Source organism: Bradyrhizobium sp. 170 (genome assembly GCF_023101085.1).
Taxonomy (GTDB): Bacteria; Pseudomonadota; Alphaproteobacteria; order Rhizobiales; family Xanthobacteraceae; genus Bradyrhizobium.
Genome location: NZ_CP064703.1, coordinates 1014721 through 1034762, shown reverse-complemented (window position 1 = coordinate 1034762; position 20042 = coordinate 1014721). Strand labels below are relative to the sequence as shown.

Genomic DNA, 20042 nt, shown 5'->3' with positions numbered 1-20042 from the left:
GTTGACCTTAACTGAACCCGTCGTGGTTCTTCGGGCTCATTCGGCCCGAAGCTAAGAGGGAAGCCGGTGCGGCCGAAAAGCCAAAGCCGGAGCTGCCCCCGCAACTGTAAGCGGCGAGCCGCTGTCCAACAAAGTCACTGAGACCTTGCGTGGTTTCGGGAAGGCCGGACAGCAGCACTGACCCGCGAGCCAGGAGACCTGCCTCGACAACATACACGTCCTCGGGCGGGGTGTCCCGGTGGTGCGGTTGCGATTCCGCGCGCGCTCCGCCGTCCGCGGAATCCAGACGTGTCACTTCGGCCTTTGCCCCCAACTTTTGGGGTTAAGCCAATGTCTTCTTCTACATCGCCATCTTCTACGTCGTCTCCTTCCACGATCTCCACTTCCTCGCTTCCCGTTGCTTCCCTCGGCACACCACGTATCGGCCCGCGCCGCGAGCTGAAATTCGCATTGGAAAGTTTCTGGTCCGGCGCGATCGACGAGAAGGCGCTGATCGAAGCCGGCGCCGGTCTTCGCGCCGCCAACTGGGCGCGCCAGAAAAAACTCGGCGTCAACGTGATCCCGTCGAACGATTTCTCCTTCTACGACCAGATGCTCGACACGTCAGTGATGGTCGGCGCGATACCGGAAATCTATCGCTGGAACGGCGGCCCGGTCCCGCTTGCGACCTACTTTGCAATGGCCCGCGGCGCGCAAGGCACAACGCACGAGGCGAGCTGCGACCATGCGCATCACGGGCACGACGCCGCGCACGGCGTGCCCGCGCAGGAAATGACAAAATGGTTCGACACCAACTACCACTACATGGTGCCTGAACTGACGAAGGATCAGCAGTTCACCCTCGCCTCTCGCAAACCGATCGAGGAATACGACGAAGCCAAGGCGCTGGGCTATCAGACCCGCCCCGTGCTCGTCGGCCCGGTCACGTTTCTCAAGCTGGCAAAAAGCAAGGACGCCAGCTTCAATCCACTGTCGCTGCTCGACCGGCTGCTGCCGGTCTACATCGACGTGCTGCGCGAACTGGCCTACCGGGGCGCTGAATGGGTGCAGATCGACGAGCCATGCCTCGTGCTCGACCTCGACATCGTCGCCCAGCAGGCACTGCGTTACGCCTATACAGAGATCGCCAACGCGGTGCCGCAGCTCAAGATCATGCTCGCGACCTATTTCGGCGGGCTGGCCGGCAACCGCGACACCGCGCTGGCGCTGCCCATCGCCGGCCTGCATCTCGACCTGGTACGCGCGCCTGAACAGATCGACGGCCTCGCCGATTTTCCGGATGACCGCGTGCTGTCGCTCGGCATCATCGATGGCCGAAACATCTGGCGCGCGGATTTGAGCCGGATCCTCGACCGGCTCGCGCCCGTGATCGCGAAACGCGGCAGGGAGCGTGTGCAGATCGCACCCTCCTGCTCGCTACTGCATGTCCCGATCGATCTGGCGCTGGAAACGGGGCTCGATTCCGAAGTCACAAGCTGGCTGGCGTTCTCGGTACAGAAGCTCGAGGAGCTGACGACGCTCGGGACGGCGCTCGCCGGTGGACGCGGAGCGGTCGAGGCCAGCCTGAAAGCTTCGGACCAGGCAGCCGCCGCCCGCAAGGCCTCGCCGCGGATTCACAATGCGAAGGTGGCGGCGCGCATCGCCGGCATCGATGACGCCATGCGCCGCCGCGCCAGCCCCTTCGCCGACCGCGCCGGCGTTCAGCACGAGCGCTTCAACCTGCCGGCTTTCCCGACCACGACCATCGGCTCGTTTCCGCAGACGCCCGAAGTCAGGAAAGCGCGCGCCGCGCACGCCAGCGGTACGCTGACGGATGAAGTCTACAAGGTTTATTTGCAGGACCAGACGGCCCAGGCGGTAGAGTGGCAGGAAACCATCGGTCTCGACGTGCTCGTGCATGGCGAGTTCGAGCGCAACGACATGGTGCAGTACTTCGGCGAGCAGCTCGCGGGCTTCGCCTTCACCACCCATGGCTGGGTGCAATCCTACGGATCGCGCTACGTCCGTCCGCCGGTTTTGTTCGGTGACGTCTCGCGCCCGAAGCCGATGACGGTCGAGTGGTGGCAGTATGCCCAGTCACTGACGAAAAAGCCGATGAAGGCAATGCTGACCGGCCCCGTCACCATCCTGAACTGGTCGTTCGTGCGCGACGACATCGCCCGCAGCGAGACCTGCCGGCAGATCGCGCTCGCGATCCGCGACGAGGTCGCCGATCTCGAGGCTGCCGGCGCCGGCATGATCCAGATCGACGAGGCGGCGCTGCGGGAAGGCTTGCCGCTGCGCAAATCCGAATGGAAGGCCTATCTGGACTGGGCCGTCGACGCCTTCCGCCTCTGCTCGTCCGGCGTGCGCGACGAGACGCAGATCCACACCCATATGTGCTACTCGGAGTTCAACGACATCATCGGCGCGATCGGCGCGATGGACGCTGACGTGATTTCAATCGAGACCTCGCGCTCGAAGATGGAATTACTCGACGCGTTCAGGGACTACCGCTATCCGAACGAAATCGGCCCCGGCGTCTACGACATCCACTCGCCGCGGGTACCCGAGATCGGCGAGATGACCGGCCTGCTCAAGCTCGCGCGAGCGCGGCTTTCCGACGCCCAGATCTGGATCAATCCGGATTGCGGATTGAAGACCCGCAAATGGGAAGAGGTGCGGCCCGCGCTCGTCAACATGGTGGCGGCGGCTCGCGAATTGCGGGCGCTGGCGTAGCACAGGAGCTGCGTAGGGTGGGCAAAGGCGCACTTTGCGCCGTGCCCACCATCTGCACTCCGCAAGATGGTGGGCACGCTTCGCTTTGCCCACCCTACAACTGTCCTTATGATCACCGCGAAAGATCGAGGAGAATGCGATGCGCTTCTGGATTCAATGCACGAGGTTCGAGACGGGGCAGCCCGTCCATATCAATATCGCGCTCGTCGGCAGCATGTCACGCGACGGCGAGTGCACCGTTCTTGCCTTTGTCGGCGGCGACGGGGAGACGATCGAAGTGGTAGAGACGCCGGAGCATATCCTGGCCGTGCATCTCGGCGCCCCGGCGAAGGCATAACTCATCTCCCATGTACGGGCGCTTGGGCCGATGGGCGCGACAGGCGCGGCTCGGCCGACGCTCTCTCTTGTGGCGCACACGTGCCATGGTGTGCCGAGCCACGCCATGGCTAACGATGACATCGCCGACATAAAAAAACGCGGCGTTTCCGCCGCGTTTCTCTATTCGAATGCTGCCAGCTTACGCCTGCGGCTGCGGCTCCAGCCCCGGGTCGGGATCGGGACGCGGGCGCGGCTTGCCGGCCGGCGGCACGGCGGAGGCGCGCGGCGTGCTCGGCTCCAGCACCGACTCGCGGTTGGGCTTCTTGCCGTTGAGCAGGTCCTGAATCTCGTCGCCGCTCAGCGTCTCGAACTCGAGCAGGCCCTTTGCCAGGGTTTCGAGGTCTTCGCGCTTCTCGGTGAGGATTCGGGTTGCTTCGTTGTAGCCCTCTTCGACAAAGCGCCGGATCTCGGTGTCAATCTTCTGAACCGTGGCTTCCGATGCGTTCTGGGTGCGGGATACCGACATGCCCAGAAACACCTCGTCCTGGTTTTCGCCGTAGGACACGGTGCCAAGGGCTTCAGACAGACCCCAGCGCGTTACCATCATGCGCGCCAGTCGCGTTGCCTGCTCGATATCCGAAGAGGCGCCGGACGTAACCTTCTCCTTGCCGAAAACCAGCTCTTCCGCGACACGGCCGCCCATCATGATCGCCAGCCGCGACGTCATCTGCTCGAGCGACATCGACAGCTTGTCGCGCTCGGGCAGTTGCATCACCATGCCGAGCGCGCGGCCGCGCGGAATGATCGTGGCCTTGTGGATCGGATCGGTCGCGACGACGTTGAGGCCTACGATGGCGTGGCCGCCCTCGTGAAAAGCCGTCAGCAGCTTCTCTTCCTCGGTCATGACGAGCGACTTGCGCTCGGCGCCCATCATCACCTTGTCCTTGGCTTCCTCGAACTCGGCCTGCGTCACCATCCGCTTGTTACGGCGGGCGGCGGTCAGCGCGGCCTCGTTGACGAGGTTCATCAGGTCGGCGCCGGAGAAGCCCGGCGTACCGCGCGCGATGGTCTTGAGGTTGATATCCGGCGCCAGCGGCACCTTGCGGACGTGAACCTTCAGGATCTGCTCGCGGCCGACGACGTCAGGGTTCGGCACCACGACCTGACGGTCGAAGCGGCCGGGACGCAGCAGCGCGGGATCGAGCACGTCGGGACGGTTGGTCGCCGCGATCAGGATCACGCCCTCGTTGGCCTCGAAGCCGTCCATCTCGACCAGCAACTGGTTGAGCGTCTGTTCGCGCTCGTCATTGCCGCCGCCGAGACCGGCGCCGCGATGACGGCCGACCGCGTCGATTTCGTCGATGAAGATGATGCAGGGCGCATTCTTCTTGGCCTGCTCGAACATGTCACGGACGCGGCTGGCGCCGACGCCGACGAACATTTCGACGAAGTCCGAACCCGAAATGGTGAAAAACGGCACGTTGGCTTCGCCCGCGACCGCACGCGCGATCAAGGTTTTGCCCGTGCCGGGAGGGCCGACCAGCAGCACGCCGCGCGGAATCCGTCCGCCCAGACGCTGGAATTTGCCGGGGTCGCGCAGGAACTCGACGATCTCCTGCAGGTCCTGCTTGGCCTCGTCGACGCCAGCTACGTCCTCGAAGGTGACGCGGCCATGGGCCTCCGTCAGCATCTTGGCGCGCGACTTGCCAAAGCCCATCGCCTTGCCGGCGCCGCCCTGCATCTGGCGCGACAGGAAGATCCACACGCCGATCAGCGCGATGAAGGGCAACCAGGAGACGAGCAGCGAGACGAACCACGGCACGTTGTCGCCGGGCGGCTTCGCGGTGATCGAGACCTTGCCGTCATAGAGGCGCTTCACCAGCGTCGGATCGTTCGGCGCATAGGTCTGGAAAGAGGAGCCGTTGGTGAAGGTGCCGTGGATATCCGGCCCCTGGATCACGACGTCGCGAACGCGGTTCTGATCGACCTCGCTCAACAGCTGCGAAAACGAGATGTCCTGCGAGGACGTGCGCTGACCGGGATTCTGGAAAAGCGTGAACAATGCCAACAGCAGCAAAACAATGATGACCCAGAGGGCGAAGTTGCGCAGATTGGCGTTCATTGATCTTCCTTCGTGGTCGCGCGGATCGCGGCCCTATATCCTTGGCAGTAAACCCTTGAGTATTCCTTGGGTAGTGAGGCGAGAATCCCCGGTCCACTGCACCCAATCTAGGTGGCGTCCGGGTCAATGCCAAGGGAACCACACGGGACTATTTAACGCATCTTAACGCGATTCCCGGTCAAAAAATGACGCAAAAGCCGAGGTTTTTCCGAGGTGGTTAAGGCTCTTCGTCCCGATATCGCTGATATTGCGGTATGAGAACGCTTCTCACGCCCGGTTGCCCCTCCGCGGCGGTGCTGAATCGACATGAATTCGCCCCTTCGTCAAGCTGATCGCCGCCCCCGCCAGCGTCTGTTTCAGCCTTGTCTGCCTCTCGCCATTCGCAATGGCCCGGTCCAGCACCGCCAGCAGCGCTTCGACCTTGCCGAGTTCCGCGGGCCCTTCGTGACCGGCCCGGTCAATTGCGCGCTTGAGCAGCCGAAGCCGGATTTCCTCTGGCAGACCGGCAAACGCGGCGGCATCGAATCCGAAGCGCGAGGCATCATCGCGATCTCTCAAGGCGAGATAGCGCTCGGCGCCGTCGGCCAGCACTTCAATCGCGGCATTCGCCCGTGCCAGCCTTGTTGCCAGCCGCGCCAGGTTTCGGCTGTCGCCGCCCTCCTCGACCAGCGCAGGCATCAACGCGCGCAGCCGCGGCCGCGTGAAGTTCATGTCCCGATTGGTGGGATCGTCGGCAAAGGCGATCTTCGCCTTGCCCAGCGTCGCAACGAGCCGGGATTTCGGAACGTCGAGCAACGGCCGCGCCAGCCACACGCCCTCGCGCTCGGTCTCGCGCGCCATCGCGGCGAGACCGGCGATGCCGCTGCCGCGCAGCATCCGCATCAACAGCGTCTCGGCCTGGTCGTCACGGGTATGCGCGGTCAGGATGTGCGTCGCGCCGCTCGCCTGCGCGGCTTTCGCCAGCAGCCGATAGCGCGCCGCGCGGGCTGCGGCCGGCAAGCCGGTCTTCGGCTTGGTCCCGGTCCAGCGTAACGTTCGATGGGGTAGATCGAGCGTACGCGCGATGCGCTTGACGTCGCGCGCCTCGCGTGCGGCCTCGGGGCGCAAACCGTGGTCGACGGTGACGGCGATCAATCGCGGCCCGCGCGAAAGCGCACGGCGCCAGCGGGCGGCGAGCCACATCAGGGCAAGGGAATCGGGACCACCGGATACCGCCAGCACGAGCGCGGGCGCGGCCTTCCACTGTGCGAACAGAGCTTTCGCTTGCGGCACCGAGATCGGGGACTGGTCAGGATCGGGCATGGCTCGGCCGGCGCAATGGGAACGCCTATGTTTGGAGCCATCCGCCGACGATCGCAAGACGCAGGCCACCCCATCAACCGCTGCATGAGACCAGTTCCGATTGAGCCGGAGCACGGCCTATGCCCCACACGGTTTAGTTAGGAACAAAGCACGGAGCGTGCCGTTCGGGGACTCATCATCCCAACCTTCGAGGCCATCCCATGTATCACCACGTCAAGAAATTGATGTTCACCGTCCGCGTCGATGAACCCGACCCGCGCTTTGGCAATATGCTGCTTGAACAGTTCGGCGGCGCCAATGGCGAATTGGCGGCCGCTATGCAGTATTCGATACAGGGGCTCAATTGCGAGGATCCGGACCGCAAGGATCTCTTGATGGACATCGGCACCGAGGAACTGAGTCATCTTGAAATCGTCGGCACGCTGGCGCGCATGCACCTCAAGCCCATGAAGTTCGACCGCCAAGCGGCCGAAGCCGATCCGCTCGTCGCCATTGCAGGTGGTGGCGGGGTAAATCTGTTCAATTCGCAAGGCAACGCCTGGACGGCCGATTACCTCAAGGTAACAGGCGAACTCGACGTCGACCTGCGCAGCAACATCGCGGCCGAGGCGCGGGCCAAGATCGTCTACGAGCGGCTGATCAATTTCTGCGATGACGCCGGCACCAAGGACGCCCTGCAGTTCCTGATGACCCGGGAAATCACCCACATGAAGGCGTTCTCGCTGGCGCTCGAGAGCATGAGCAAGCCGGCCTTCAGCATCGGCCGCATCGCACCGACGCCGGGATTGGTCGACCAGTTCTTCAACGATTCCACCGGAACCGGTGAGCATGGCGAGATCGACACCCGCGGGCCCTGGAACGAAGGCAACGGCTGGGTATTCACGGAATCGCCGGCCATTCAGGCCGAACAGGGCGCCGCCAGCGCCATCGTCACGGAAAGCTCGCCGCCGGCCGACGAGGCCGGGCTGAACGATCTGTTGATCGATGAGCTCCGCGACATCCTGCATGCGGAAAAGCAACTGACCAAGGCGCTGCCGAAAATGGCCGAGGCGGCGCGCTTCGATCAGCTGCGCGAGCTGTTCGAGCAGCATCTGGTCGAGACCGAAAACCAGGTCGAGCGCATCAACGAGTGCTTCGATCTACTCGGCAAGACAGCCCGCGCGAAACCGTGCAAGGGAATGATGGGGTTGATCGAGGAAGGCCAGGAGGTCATGGCCGAAGGCGAGAAAAAGGAAGACGCCGCGGCCGATCTCGCGCTGATCGGCGCGGCGCAACGTGTCGAACATTACGAGATGTCGGCCTATACGACTGCGAAAAATATCGCCCAGCAACTGCGCCACAGCGCGGTCGTCGCTCTGTTGTCGAAGTCGCTGGCCGAAGAGGAGAACTCGGATCAGCTTCTCAACCAGGTGGCGCGATCACTGATGTCAGTGGCAAGAATGCCGGCTGCGATCGAGCAGGCGGAATAGATCGCTGCGATAGGCTCTTGCGGTCCACCATGGGCCGCAAGAGAAATCAGTACCAATCGTCGACACGGCAGATCAGCACTTAACCCGCTTTTGCTCACGGTCCACGGCAGCCTTCACGCCGGCAGATGCGCGCGGATATTTCCGCGTCACCTCGCCGAGCGCTGCGCAGGCGGCTTCCTTTTCCTTCAGCGCCGCCAGCGACTGGCCGAGCCGCAGCAGCGCGTCGGGCGCCTTGCCCGACTTGTCGAACTTGGTGGTCACGCCGAGGAACGCCTCGGCGGCGTCGCGATATTGCTGGCGCTGGAAATGACTCTCGCCGAGCCAGTATTGCGAATCCGCGACCAGCGGATCGCTCGGATATTTCTGCGCAAAGTTCTTCATCGTCGCTTCGGCCAGCGCATAGTCCTTGCGCTGCATGTAGCCGATGCCGAGATCGAATTCGTCCTTCGACGTGGCCGAGGGCGGCAGTGTGGTCAGCGCGGCGCTGGCGCCGGGTCCGGGGCCGCGCGGTGGCGGTGCGGCGGCGACGGGCGGCGGAAAGGCGCCTCCGGGATCGCGCGGACCGCCGAGATTGAGCGGCTCGCCCGGACCGCGTCCGCTCGGCGCGCCGATCGACGCCTCGTTTCCGATCGGCATCTGGCCGCCGCCAAGCGCACGCGGCGCGCCGGGGGCGTTGGGATTCTGGCTGGGATCGAAGGCATCGCCACGGCGCCGGCCACCGGCCTGCGGGGCTGCCGGGTCCTGTGCGATCGGCGCGGGAGAGGCGATCTGCGGCTGCTGGTCGTAGCCGGGTTGGGCCTGCGGATAGCCCTGCTGCTGGCGAGCCCCCTGCTGCGGATAACCTTGTTGCGGATAGCCCTGTTGCCCCTGCGGCGGGCCGGGTTGAACTGGAGGCGGCGCCGCGGCCACGCTGGGCTGCGCCGTCGGCGGCTGGCCGCCTGGCGCCGGCGGCGCGGCGCCGAGCTGGCGCAGCCGATCCTCGAGCTGCCGGTTGCGGTATTGCAACTCCTCGTTCTGGCCGGTCAGTTGCCGGAGTTGGGTTTCCAACCGCTGGATCCGCATTTCCAGGTCGGCGTCATCAGACTGCCCCTGGACCTGCGGGGAGCTTTGCGGAGAACGCTCCCACGGGAATGTGATCTGTGCGGACGAGGTCTGCACAGACAAGCCCAGCATCGCGGCGATCGCCGCGGCACCGGCAGCATTGAGGAATCTGGATGACATTTTGCCCTGACGACGAAAATCACGTGTCAAACGAAAGCAGAACACTATTGAGATAGCGAGTGCGCCAGAATTGTGACTGGCATTTCCGATTCGGTTCGTTGAGTTCCGGTATGGTTTAGTATCCGCTTCAAGACAAGCCGCCGGGCTCGGCGGACCGTTCACAAATCGAGGGAGATCCGCTCATGCACATATCCGTGAACGGGGTGCGGCTGTTCTTCGATGTCGAGGGTGCGAAGCTGGTTCCGGACGGGCCCGCGATGCGGGAAAAGCCCACCTTGCTACTCCTCCACGGCGGTCCGGGCTTTGATCATTCAATTTTCAAGCCTGCCTATTCCGCCTTGGCCGACATTGCCCAGATCGTCTATCTCGACCACCGCGGCAACGGCCGCAGCGAGGACGGCCCGCGAGAGGGCTGGACCCTGGCCCAATGGGGCGACGACGTGCGCGCGTTCTGCGACGTACTTGGCATCATCAATCCGATCGTGCTCGGCACATCCTTCGGCGGGATGGTCGCGCTGGCCTATGCCACGCGCCATCCCGACCACCCGTCAAAGCTGGTGGTGATCAGCACCGAAGCCGCTGGAGACACCTATCTTGACCGGCGCGTGGCGCTGTTCGAGCGCTTCGGCGGGCCCGAAGTGGGCGCGCTCGCGCGCAGCAGGTTTCTGGACGTCAACAACCCGAGGGATCAGGCGGCGGTCGACGCTTGGCGAAGGCTCGCCTTCCCCGTCTATACGCGGACGCCGCGCGACCCGAACCTCGGAAGCCGTACGGTCGGAAAGCCGGCGGTGGCACTGCACTTTTCCGCAAAGCCGGGCGGCGAGAGCCACACCTTCAACATGTTCCCCGACCTCCATCGCATTCAGTGCCCGACCCTTGTGATGGGCGGCGAAGACGATCCGATGCATCCGATCGAGAGCCAGGCGGATATCGCGACCGCGCTGCCGCCGCACCTGGTGCAATTCGAACGATTTGCGAATTGCGGGCACGCCGTGGTGCCCGATGCGCCTGAACGGGCGATGGGGGTGATCCGGGAATTCATCCTGCGATGCTAGATTAACTTCTTGACGCGTTTTCTCAGCGCGAGCCGGCATCCGCTTGGCTTGCAAGCGCAATGTGCAGTTAAACCGGCGCATGAAGGCGCCGGTTTTGAGATTTGAAAAAGGTCGAACGCGTCAGGCGCCGGCGTTCAGCACCGTGACGGCGCGACGGTTCTGCGACCAGCAGGAGATGTCGTTACAGACCGCGACCGGACGCTCTTTGCCGTAGGAGATCGTACGCATGCGGTTCGGATCGATGCCGCGCGAGGCGAGATAGCTCCGCACCGACTGGGCGCGGCGTGCGCCGAGCGCGATGTTGTATTCGCGGGTGCCGCGCTCGTCCGCATGGCCTTCGATGGTGAAGGAATAGCGGTTGTAGGTCTGCAGCCACTGCGCCTGCTTCTCCAGCGTGGCGATCGCCTGCGGGCTCAGCTCGGTCTGGTCGCTCTCGAAGAAAACGCGGTCGCCGACATTGACCACGAAATCCTGCTGGCTCCCCGGGGTTGCCGCGCTCGCCATCGCGCCATCGGCGCCGACGTTGTTCTTGGCGCAGGCGCCCATCGACAGCGCCACCGCGACCAAGGCCGCCAGCTTCCATCCCTGGAGGATACGCATCTGATATTTCATTCCGGAGCCTCCACGCTCACGTTTTTCGACTGTTATCCGGTCTACAGGTCGATGGTTAAGCGAACGTTCCGTCAACCTTGATGGAACCTTGCCAGACCCGATCAAATGCCGACAAACCGTGAAAAGCGACCGCGATAGTTAATGGTTTGTAAATGTGGCGCGATGGTGAAGGCAAGCGCGCACCGGCCCCAAATCACTAGATTTAGGGCTTTGTCATGGACATCGGGGCGAGATGCGCCGGCCCCCGGGGATGAGGAAGCCTTGCCGGGTTGCCGGCGCGGAGGAAGCCGACGCGGACCGGGCAGCTGATTCTGCCGCGGTCCGTCCGGCTCAGGAACTCGGAGCGATCGAGGCGCGCTCGTACGCGGAAGCGACACGGGCCGGCCGTGCAGCCCGGCCGCCGGCGCGCTCGAACAGCATCCGCCGCTCGAATGCGGTCGATCGCATCATCGGATAGCGCTCGAAGACCCTTTCCTTCATCGCCGGAAAATCTGCCGCCATCAGTCCGACCGGCTTGAGCAGGCCGGGGAACATACGGGGTTCGGCAATGGTTTCGTGCAGGAACACGCGGCGATAAAACGCCTGGTGTTCGGCACGCACGATCGCCAGCCCGAGATCGGCGTTGAAATATTCGCAAGCCATATAGGCGAGCCGCAGCGTCAGATAGGGTAGTTCAGGGAAGCGCTTGATCTTATCAGGGTCGGCGACGAAACGCGCGGGATCAATGATGACCTCGCCCCGATCGAGCCGGGGATACAAAATTTCGCCGAATGCCTCTGCCGAACAGGACTCCCGCCACTCCGAAGTGAGCAAGCTGATGCGAACGGAACTGTAGAGTTCCCCGAACAGGAAGACGCCAAAAGTCCAGGAATTCGGCAGATCGTCATATTGATCGGTAACACGCTGCGCGGGAGATTCCTTGACAGCCCCTTCGCGAAGATAGGCACGGTAGCGAAGGTTGTAGATTTCTTCTTTTTCTTCCGGTGTTTGCGCTAGACGATAGTCGACTTGATCCAACAGGTCCGAACTCCGTCCAAAGGCCGTATTAAACTCGGCCGGGGACCTCATGCTGCACTCCTAACGCTTCCAAGCAACCTCTACGAGCGGGTAAAGGATTAACAGCTTGTTAACGAGATTGCAAAGCCTTCAACAGGTTAAGGTTACTCCGTGAGGCCAAATTCCTCCGTATTTTCACGGGGATCGGAGGTCAGGCGATGGACCGTGAGGCGACCGGAACCAGCACGCTGTCCGGCGGACGGCGGCCATGCGAGGCATTCAGCAACTGGCGAACCCGCACCGCGGGCACCGGCGGGCTGAACAGATAGCCCTGCGCCTCGGTGACCGCGCCATCGGCGCTGATCAATTCGAGCTGCTCGTTGGTCTCGATGCCCTCCACCACCACGGACATTCCGAGATCGGCCGACAGCCGCGCCACGCCGCGCAGCAGCGTCAGCGGACGATCGCTGTCGATCCCTTCCAGGAACGAGCGGTCGATCTTCACCTTCTGCAGCGGGAAATTATGCAGGTAGCTCAGGCTGGAATAGCCGGTGCCGAAGTCGTCGAGCGAGATCCGCACGCCGAGCGAATGCAATTGCGACAGCACATCGTGCGTCAGCTGCGTGTTTCGCAGCAGCGAGGACTCGGTAATCTCGATTTCGAGCCGGTTCGCCTGCAGGCCGGAGACCTCGAGCGCGTAGCGGACTTCGCTCAGCACGTCGCGCTGATGGAATTGCTGCGGCGAAAAATTGACCGCGACGCTGACGCCTTCGGGCCATTTCATGCATTCCATGCAGGCCTTGCGCAAAATCCAGCGGCCGAGATCGACGATCAGGCCCATGTCCTCGGCGACCGGAATGATATCGGTCGGCGAAACCGTGCCGCGAACCGGATGATTCCAGCGCAACAGCGCCTCGCAGGTGGATATCCGTCCCGATTTGAGATTGACCAGCGGCTGGAAGAACAGCTCGAACTCCTCGTTGGCCAGCGCCTTGCGCAGGTCCAGTTCGAGGATGCGGCGGGATTCGACGACCAGCGCCATCTCCTCCCGGAAAAAGCAGAAGGTGCCGCGGCCGTCGGCCTTGGCGCGGTACAGCGCCATGTCCGCGTTCTTCAACAGCGTATCGGCGCTGACGCCGCGAGAGGTCATGGCGATGCCGACGCTGGCGCCGATCTCGACCAGATGATTGTCGATCTTGTAGCGCTCGCTCAGGCGATCGACGATGCGCCGGGCGAGACCGGCGGCGTCGTCGGGGGAATGGATGTTCTGCTGGAACACCACGAACTCGTCGCCGCCGAACCGCGCCACGAAGTCCTCGGGCCGCAGCATCTCGCGCAACCGTTCGGACACTGCGCACAACAACTGGTCGCCGCAGGGATGGCCGAGCGTGTCGTTGACCTGCTTGAACTGGTCGAGGTCGACGAACAGCAGCGCCGACAATTGTTCGGCGCCCTGCTGCACAGCCAGAAGCCGCCCGATCTCGTCCCGGAAATTGACCCGGTTCGGCAGCGCCGTCAGTTCGTCGTAACGCGCCAGATGACTGATCCGGGCCTCCGCATTGCGGCGCTCGGTGATGTCTTCGACCAGCACGACCGCGCCGCCGCCCTCCATCGCCTGGAACGTCCAAGACAGCGACCGGCCCCGCGTGACGTCGGGATCGGTGGTGATCATGTCGCGGGCCTGCGTGTTGACGATCTCCGACAGGATCATCTTGCCGCTCGCCGCCGAAATCGAATCCGAGTTGATGCAGGCTGCGACAATGTCGTGCGCGCTGGCGCCGCCCTGGATGAGATCCTCGGAGAGGTTCATCATCTGGCTGAAGCGATGATTCATCACCGCAAGCCGGCCATCGGCGCGAAACATGCAGAGCCCATGCGGCATGTTGTTCAGCGCGGTATCGAACTGGCCGGCCAGCGCCGCTTCCCGAAAACTCGACGTCAGTGCCTTGACGAAGATGGCGTGCAGGCTGAGGTTGATGCCCTTGAGGCCCATGAAAAACAGCGCCAGCAGCGCGGCGAGGCTGATGTAGAAAAAATCGGCATGCGTCGCCAGCGCCAGAGACATCGGGCCGCAAGCCAGCAGGATGTGATACTGGATCAGCTTGGGACGGCCGTAATTGCGGGCAGCGCCGCCGGCGGTGTAGCCGACCGTCGCCGCGACGCAGATCATGTGCGCGACCGCGTCGTTGTTGCCGAAAATCGTTAGGAAGCACCAGACGCCCAGCACGCTGGCGTAGACCATGGCGCCGGTCGCATAGCGCGGCTCCAAATATTTGGCCTGCTCGAACGTCAGCACCTGGGTGCGCCGCTCGTATTTGCGCATCTGGAAGGCGCGGACCGTGCCGATCACGATGATGAGCACAGCACACGGCCACAACAGCGCGTTGCCGGTCTTGAGCGCCGTCAATACGGCGGCGACGGCGGTGCTGACCGAGCCGATGAACATTGGCCAGAAATTCTGGCACATGGAATCGACCAGCGCCGCATAGAGCGCCGGCTCCGGCTCTTCCCGGCTACCTCGTTTTTTCGGGTCGACCAACTGCATCGGCAGGGCACGCGTCCTGTTAGGGTAGGTAGTTCTACCCTTCTCAGATGAAGCCTTTCTGAGGGAACATCGTTACCGAGACGTTGCTTTTTGCTTCGCACATCAAAAATTTGCCCGGAAAATCAGCGGGCTAGGCAATGATTGCCGATTAACGATTGTGCTCCCGCGCGGCCGGGTTCCATCAGGACAATAGCGGCGACCATGCCGGGTCGGAGGCAAAACCGGGCGTTGGTACCCGCAATTCGTTACGACCTGAGATATCGACGGTGAACAAGGACGGCCCGCTGCTGCCGCCGGGCTCGCGGAAGAACATCACCACCCGGCCGTTCGGCGCGAAGGTCGGCCCCTCATTGTGGAAGCCCGAGGTGAGGATCCGTTCGCCCGAACCGTCGGTCTTCATGATGCCGATCGCGAACTGGCCGCCGCCCTGTTTGGTGAAGGCGATGTAGTCGCCGCGCGGCGACCACACCGGCGTCGAATAGCTGCCCTCGCCGAACGAGATGCGCTGCGCCCCTCCCCCGGTCGCCGCCATCACGTAGATCTGCGGCTTGCCGCCGCGGTCGGATTCGAAACAGATCCGGCTGCCGTCGGGCGAATAGGACGGCGAGGTGTCGATCGCCGGCGTGTCGGTCAGCCGCGTCGTCGATTTCGAGCGCAGGTCCATCACGAACAGGTTCGAGTTGCCGCCCTGCTGCAGGCTCATGATGATGCGCTGGCCGTCGGGCGAGAACCGCGGCGAGAACGACATGCCGGGGAAATTGCCGACGATCTCGCGCTGCCCGGTCTCGACGTTGTACAGATAGACGCGCGGGTCGCCCTGGCCGAATTCCATATAGGTGATTTCCTGGGTCGACGGCGAGAACCGCGGCGTCAGCACCAGATCGCTTCCCTTGGTCAGGTAGCGGACATTGGCGCCGTCCTGATCCATCAGCGCCAGCTGCTTGACCCGCCGCTCCTTCGATCCCGTTTCGTGGACGAACACGACGCGGCTGTCGAAATAGCCCTTCTCGCTGGTCGCTCGCTCGTAGATCTGGTCGGAGATGATATGGGCGATCCGCCGCCAATATTCCGGCGAGGTCTGGTATTGCTGGCCGGTGAGCTGCTGCTGCTGGTTGACATCCCAGAGACGGAATTCCGCTTTCAGCCGGCCGTCGCCCTGCCGCGTCATCCGGCCCGTGACCAGATACGTTGCGTTGATCTGCTTCCAGCTCTGCCATTGCGGCGCGGTGTCGATGTTGGTGATGCGCTCGATGAAGGCGGCCTGATCGATCGGCGCGAACAGCCCGCTGCGCTTGAGGTTGTTGGTGATGACCTGCGCCACGCCGACGCCGACCTCGGCATCGCCGGGCGTGCCCGCCACGAAATTCGGAATCGCGATCGGTTGCGGAACGAACTCACCTTCGGGAATGGGAATCCGCTTCGGCGCCTGTGCGAAGGCATTGCGACCGCCGGAGGCCGCGCCAAGCGCAGCCATTCCGGCAATGACCTGACGGCGGCTCGGGCGATACAGCATGTTCGGCAATCCATCTTTATCAGTCATCGCTTCAAACTTTGCTCATATCTGTCATTGCCAACGGGTGTCCGCCACGTGACAAAACCGTTAGACTTTTTCCTTGAACACCGGCGCGAAATATTTCCATTCCTCGTAAAGGGCCGCCGGCAGCTTGTACGGCTGGCATTCGATGATCGCGCGCAACGCGCTCTCCTGATAGACGCGAAGGTAGGGGGTCGCCGGAGCGCCTTCCGGAACCGGCGACCCTTCAAGGGTGCCGTCGCGCTTCAGACGAATCGCAAACGCGGCTTCAGGCTTCTGCGATTCGATTCCCCCATAGGGCTTCTTCCAGCATCGCTCGACCTGCCGCTGGAACATCGCGCCCCAGGTTGCGGAATTGTCCGCAGCCGTGCCCTTCGCAAGGCCGAGCGCCGCGTTCGAATTCAGCGTGTCGCCGGTCGTGGCCTGACGCGACGGCTCACGCTTGTCGAGCAGGGCCGCGATCTGGTTCTGATCGAAGTGCCGTTCGACAATCCGCTTCTGCGGCTCCGGCGGCTTCGCCGCCTGCACCGGCTTCGGCGGCGGCTTCTTCTCTTCCTTCTTGATCGCTTCCGCGATCGGATCGGGCTTGACCGGATCCGGCTTCTTCTCGGCCGGCTTCGGCTCTTGCTTCGGCTCTTCCTTCGGCTTCTCGACGACCTTCGGCGGGTCGGGCTTCTTCTCGACCGGCTTTTCCTCGACCTTCGGCTGCGGCGGCGGCGCGGTCTCGGTCACGACAGGCGCCTTCTCGGTGATCTTGCCGACAGCATCGTCGACCGGCTTGGCTTCGGCGACCTTCTCGACCAGCGGCTTCGGGTTTTCCTTCTTGCCGGTCTTCATGCCAGCCATGACCTTGGCGAGCTGGTTCGAATCAATCACATCAACCGCCACAGACTCTTCCGGCGGCATTTCGAGGGCCTTGGTCGAGACAGACACCATCGCCCACCCCAGCACGAGGACGTGCAGGGCGACCGACGCAACCAGTGTCTTGTCGACGTCCTTGATCTTCACTTGAGCTTTCCCGCTCCGCTGTCAGCCGTCGCGTGCCGCTTCATGGCTCATGAGCCCTGCTCTGGGATGATGACGATATTCGCCTTGAATCCCGCCGTCCTAATATACCCCAATAATTTCATCATATCCGTGTAACAGACGTCCTTGTCTCCGCGCAGGTATACCACGCTCTCGGCTTCCGACCGGGTCTCCCGGATCGCCTTGATCTTGGGCAGCAGGTCATTGGCCGAAATCAGCGTATCCCCGAGATAGAGCTCGACGTTCGAATTGCAGGCCCCGCCGGTGCGCTTGACAGAGAGCGTCAACGGCGGCGTGTTGGCCTGGATCTGCTTGCTGCCGCTGGCGACCGGCAGGTCGATATCGATGCTCGAGGTCATCAGCGGCGCCGCCACCATGAAGATGATGAGCAGCACCAGCATCACGTCGACCATCGGCGTGACGTTGATCTCCGCCATCACGGCGGCACGACGCCGGCCGCGGCGTCCACCGCCACCGCCCGCCGAACCTGCCATGTTCATCGCCATGATCTTGATCTCACGATGCGCTCGTCATTTGCCGTTCTCACGCCCGCTCGTCGATCTGGCGGGACAGGATGGCTGAAAACTCGTCGGCGAAGCCTTCCAGCCGCTGCGCCTGCCGATTCACTTCGGACGTGAACTTATTGTAGAAAATGGTCGCGGGGATGGCGGCGATGAGACCGATAGCGGTCGCAAACAGTGCCTCCGCAATGCCCGGCGCTACAACCGCGAGTGAAGTGTTTTTCGAGGCCGCAATCGACTGGAAGCTCGACATGATGCCCCAGACGGTTCCGAACAGGCCGACAAACGGCCCGGCGGAGCCGACGGTCGCCAGCACCAGCAGCCGCCGCTCCAGCCGCTCGACCTCGCGGGCGATGGAGACGTTCATCACCTTCTCGATCCGCATCTGCAATCCGGCAAAGGAGCGTGTCTGGCTCTCGAACGAGCGCTTCCACTCGCGCATGGCCGCGACGAAGCACGCCGCCATCGATTGCGTCGGCTTGGCCGACAGCGCGCGATAAAGTTCCTCGATCGATTGGCCGGACCAGAACGCCTGTTCGAAGCGGTCCATGGCGCGCTTGGTGCGGCCATAGAGGAAAATCTTGTCGATCGCGATCGCCCAGACCCAGACCGAGCAGGCCAGGAGTCCCATCATGACCGTTTTCACGACCCAATGGGCCTGCAGGAACAGCGCGATCAGCGACACGTCAGCGGAGACCAACGGCAGGGCTGCCGGAGCCACGTCGGCGGGATTCATGGGCGGTATCCTCTCAACGCAAGTGTCCCTATTTCCTCCGGGAGCAATCGGCTGCCGGTACCACAGCCGCGCGTCGGGCGCGGCGTCATGCGCCAGCGCGAGAGCTCTCTTGGTGTCGCATGGGGGGCCCGCCGAAAGCCGGGTCCTGCTTCCCCTGCCAACATGTCAAAACGAGGGCTATCAGCGCGTCATTCCGTCCCTAACCAGACGCTAAGCTTGGTTAACTTTAGGTTACCAAAGGGGAATCCGACTGCCGGAAATCGAGGCAGGCCGGGCGGTTACGGGGGCCTAGGGTCCGGGTTCCATGCCCTCGGAGGTGGGTTGCCCGGCCGGCCGCCTCGCCCTTCGGGACGGCCGCTTCCGCCGCCCCGTCATTGCGAGCGTAGCGAAGCAATCCATAGCGCCGCAAGTGGAGAGGTGGATTGCTTCGCGGAGCCTGTCATCGGGCGCGCATTCGCGCGACCCGTTGGCTCGCAATGACGGCCGGGCAACGTTTCGCGGTCTCGCGACGCATTGCGCCCGAGGTTTGCTGGAGAACTTCCCGCCCTCTTGTTGAGAGGGCGCAGGGAAGACCGGGTGCACGCTGCACCCGCGGTCTCGTGTGCAATTTGCGCGTAAGAAGACGCACACGAGCATACAGGTTCAGCGGAAACACTCCGGCCTTCCCTGCGCAATGGCTTTACGGCTTATAGCGAGCTCTCCCCGGTGAACGGCTCTTTTGCCACCGTCGCCCGTGAGAGGCGTGCCTCTCGCGGACTTAACGCCAGCACCGCGGCGTCCGGACCACACGACTTCGCCGTACGCTTGAGGCGCGTACGTCTATCGCGCCCTTCACGTCCATCGCATCTCACCGCACGTTCGTGACGATGGCCAACGCCCCTCATCCGCCGTGAGACGGGCGGAGTTATGCGGCTGATTTGGCCTGCGACGAAAGCGGAATATTTTTGCAATCGAGACTGGACCGGGCAAATCACATTGAAAGCGCTAGGAAAATTCGCGTGCGCGCGCAGCCGCAAACCAGGCCGTTTCGCTCAGGCGGAAACCCTTGGCTCCGGGCAATTGGTCAAGTGCGCGGGAACGCCGATGGCGGTGCAGCCGGGCGGCACATCGTGCTCGACAACCGCACCGGCGCCGATCTTGGCGAAATCGCCGATACTGACACCGCCGATAATGGTCGATCCGGCGCTGAGCAAAACACCCCTGCCGATTTTCGGCGCGCGGTCGGGCTCCGAATGTTTTCGGCCGATGGTGACGTTCTGCAGGATCGTCACCTCATCGCCGATCACCGCGAAGGCGCCGATGATGACGCCGGTGGCGTGATCGAGAAACACCGACGTTCCGATCGATGCTGTGGGGTGAATGCTGACGGAAAGCTGATCGGACGACAGGCTTTGCAGCAGCAGCGCGAGATCGTTGCGGCGCTGGCGCCAGAGCCGGTTGGAGACGCGCCAGGCCTGCAGCGCGACGTATCCCTTGAAGTTCAGGAGCGGCGGCAGCAGCGTCGTCGTCGCGGGATCGTGAACGGCGATGCTTTGCAGATCGCGGCTCGCCGCGTCGATCAGATCGGGCGAAGCACCGAAGGCGTCGCGGGCAAGCTGCGCAAACCGCGCGCGATCCGCCGGGCTCCCGCCGAGCCGCGCGCCAATCTGGTGGGCCAACGCATGCGCGAAATCAGGATGATCGAAAATGGCCGTTGATAGCGCCGCGCCGAATACCGGGTCGCGCGCCACGGCGCCTTCAGCTTCACGCCGGATCGACCGCCAAAGCTGATCGACAGCAATTTCATTCTGGATCATGACAGCCGCCTCAGATTAGTGCGTCCGCATAATATAGACCGGCCGAGACACGGCGCCATGAGGTACGGTTC

Annotated in this window: 15 protein-coding genes and 1 riboswitch; of the genes, 4 read left to right on the top strand and 11 right to left on the bottom strand. The window is 63.4% G+C overall.

The window, feature by feature from the left end; translation table 11 throughout:
• The first annotated feature begins 6 nt into the window (after positions 1-6).
• Positions 7-221: riboswitch (cobalamin riboswitch) on the top strand.
• A gap of 109 nt (positions 222-330) precedes the next feature.
• Together metE and IVB05_RS04905 are read left to right on the top strand one after the other, a co-directional pair.
• A complete protein-coding gene (metE, locus tag IVB05_RS04910; protein WP_247783321.1) occupies positions 331-2718 on the top strand; it encodes a 5-methyltetrahydropteroyltriglutamate--homocysteine S-methyltransferase in 2388 nt (795 codons plus the stop codon).
• A 139-nt stretch (positions 2719-2857) separates the two neighbouring features.
• The gene (locus tag IVB05_RS04905; RefSeq protein WP_247783320.1) at positions 2858-3055 is read left to right on the top strand and encodes a hypothetical protein; all 198 of its coding nucleotides are present in this window, start codon (positions 2858-2860) and stop codon (positions 3053-3055) included.
• Positions 3056-3235: 180 nt separating this feature from the next.
• Here IVB05_RS04905 and ftsH read toward each other — a convergent pair whose 3' ends face one another.
• Together ftsH and tilS are read right to left on the bottom strand one after the other, a co-directional pair.
• Positions 3236-5158, bottom strand: coding sequence for an ATP-dependent zinc metalloprotease FtsH (gene ftsH, locus IVB05_RS04900; protein ID WP_247783319.1), 1923 nt, complete (start codon positions 5156-5158; stop codon positions 3236-3238).
• A 267-nt stretch (positions 5159-5425) separates the two neighbouring features.
• The gene (gene tilS / locus IVB05_RS04895) at positions 5426-6460 is read right to left on the bottom strand and encodes a tRNA lysidine(34) synthetase TilS (protein ID WP_247783318.1); all 1035 of its coding nucleotides are present in this window, start codon (positions 6458-6460) and stop codon (positions 5426-5428) included.
• 200 nt (positions 6461-6660) lie between these two features.
• Between tilS and IVB05_RS04890 the strand changes: the two genes are divergently transcribed.
• Positions 6661-7929: a DUF892 family protein gene (locus IVB05_RS04890; protein WP_247783317.1), complete on the top strand. Its 1269-nt coding sequence runs from the start codon at positions 6661-6663 to the stop codon at positions 7927-7929.
• Between the two features lie 72 nt (positions 7930-8001).
• On the opposite strand, the gene ybgF is transcribed toward IVB05_RS04890, so the two are convergent.
• Positions 8002-9150 (bottom strand): tol-pal system protein YbgF, encoded by a 1149-nt coding sequence (gene ybgF, locus IVB05_RS04885; RefSeq protein ID WP_247783316.1) that lies wholly within the window; start codon positions 9148-9150, stop codon positions 8002-8004.
• A gap of 182 nt (positions 9151-9332) precedes the next feature.
• Here ybgF and IVB05_RS04880 point away from each other — a divergent pair, with 182 nt between their 5' ends.
• Positions 9333-10205: an alpha/beta hydrolase gene (locus tag IVB05_RS04880; RefSeq protein ID WP_247783315.1), complete on the top strand. Its 873-nt coding sequence runs from the start codon at positions 9333-9335 to the stop codon at positions 10203-10205.
• A 120-nt stretch (positions 10206-10325) separates the two neighbouring features.
• Here IVB05_RS04880 and pal read toward each other — a convergent pair whose 3' ends face one another.
• The 8 genes from pal to IVB05_RS04840 form a co-directional block, all read right to left on the bottom strand.
• Positions 10326-10817, bottom strand: a complete 492-nt coding sequence (gene pal, locus IVB05_RS04875; protein WP_247783314.1) for a peptidoglycan-associated lipoprotein Pal — start codon at positions 10815-10817, stop codon at positions 10326-10328.
• Positions 10818-11147: 330 nt separating this feature from the next.
• The gene (locus IVB05_RS04870) at positions 11148-11885 is read right to left on the bottom strand and encodes a hypothetical protein (RefSeq protein ID WP_247783313.1); all 738 of its coding nucleotides are present in this window, start codon (positions 11883-11885) and stop codon (positions 11148-11150) included.
• Positions 11886-12024: 139 nt separating this feature from the next.
• Positions 12025-14358, bottom strand: coding sequence for an EAL domain-containing protein (locus tag IVB05_RS04865; protein WP_247783312.1), 2334 nt, complete (start codon positions 14356-14358; stop codon positions 12025-12027).
• Between the two features lie 181 nt (positions 14359-14539).
• Positions 14540-15871, bottom strand: a complete 1332-nt coding sequence (tolB, locus tag IVB05_RS04860) for a Tol-Pal system beta propeller repeat protein TolB (protein WP_247786589.1) — start codon at positions 15869-15871, stop codon at positions 14540-14542.
• Positions 15872-15958: 87 nt separating this feature from the next.
• Positions 15959-16828, bottom strand: coding sequence for a protein TolA (locus IVB05_RS04855; RefSeq protein ID WP_247786588.1), 870 nt, complete (start codon positions 16826-16828; stop codon positions 15959-15961).
• 119 nt (positions 16829-16947) lie between these two features.
• Positions 16948-17424: a biopolymer transporter ExbD gene (locus IVB05_RS04850; protein WP_247783311.1), complete on the bottom strand. Its 477-nt coding sequence runs from the start codon at positions 17422-17424 to the stop codon at positions 16948-16950.
• A 37-nt stretch (positions 17425-17461) separates the two neighbouring features.
• Positions 17462-18175 (bottom strand): protein TolQ, encoded by a 714-nt coding sequence (tolQ, locus tag IVB05_RS04845; RefSeq protein ID WP_247783310.1) that lies wholly within the window; start codon positions 18173-18175, stop codon positions 17462-17464.
• A gap of 1031 nt (positions 18176-19206) precedes the next feature.
• The gene (locus IVB05_RS04840) at positions 19207-19971 is read right to left on the bottom strand and encodes a serine acetyltransferase (protein ID WP_247783309.1); all 765 of its coding nucleotides are present in this window, start codon (positions 19969-19971) and stop codon (positions 19207-19209) included.
• Between the last annotated feature and the right edge of the window lie 71 nt (positions 19972-20042).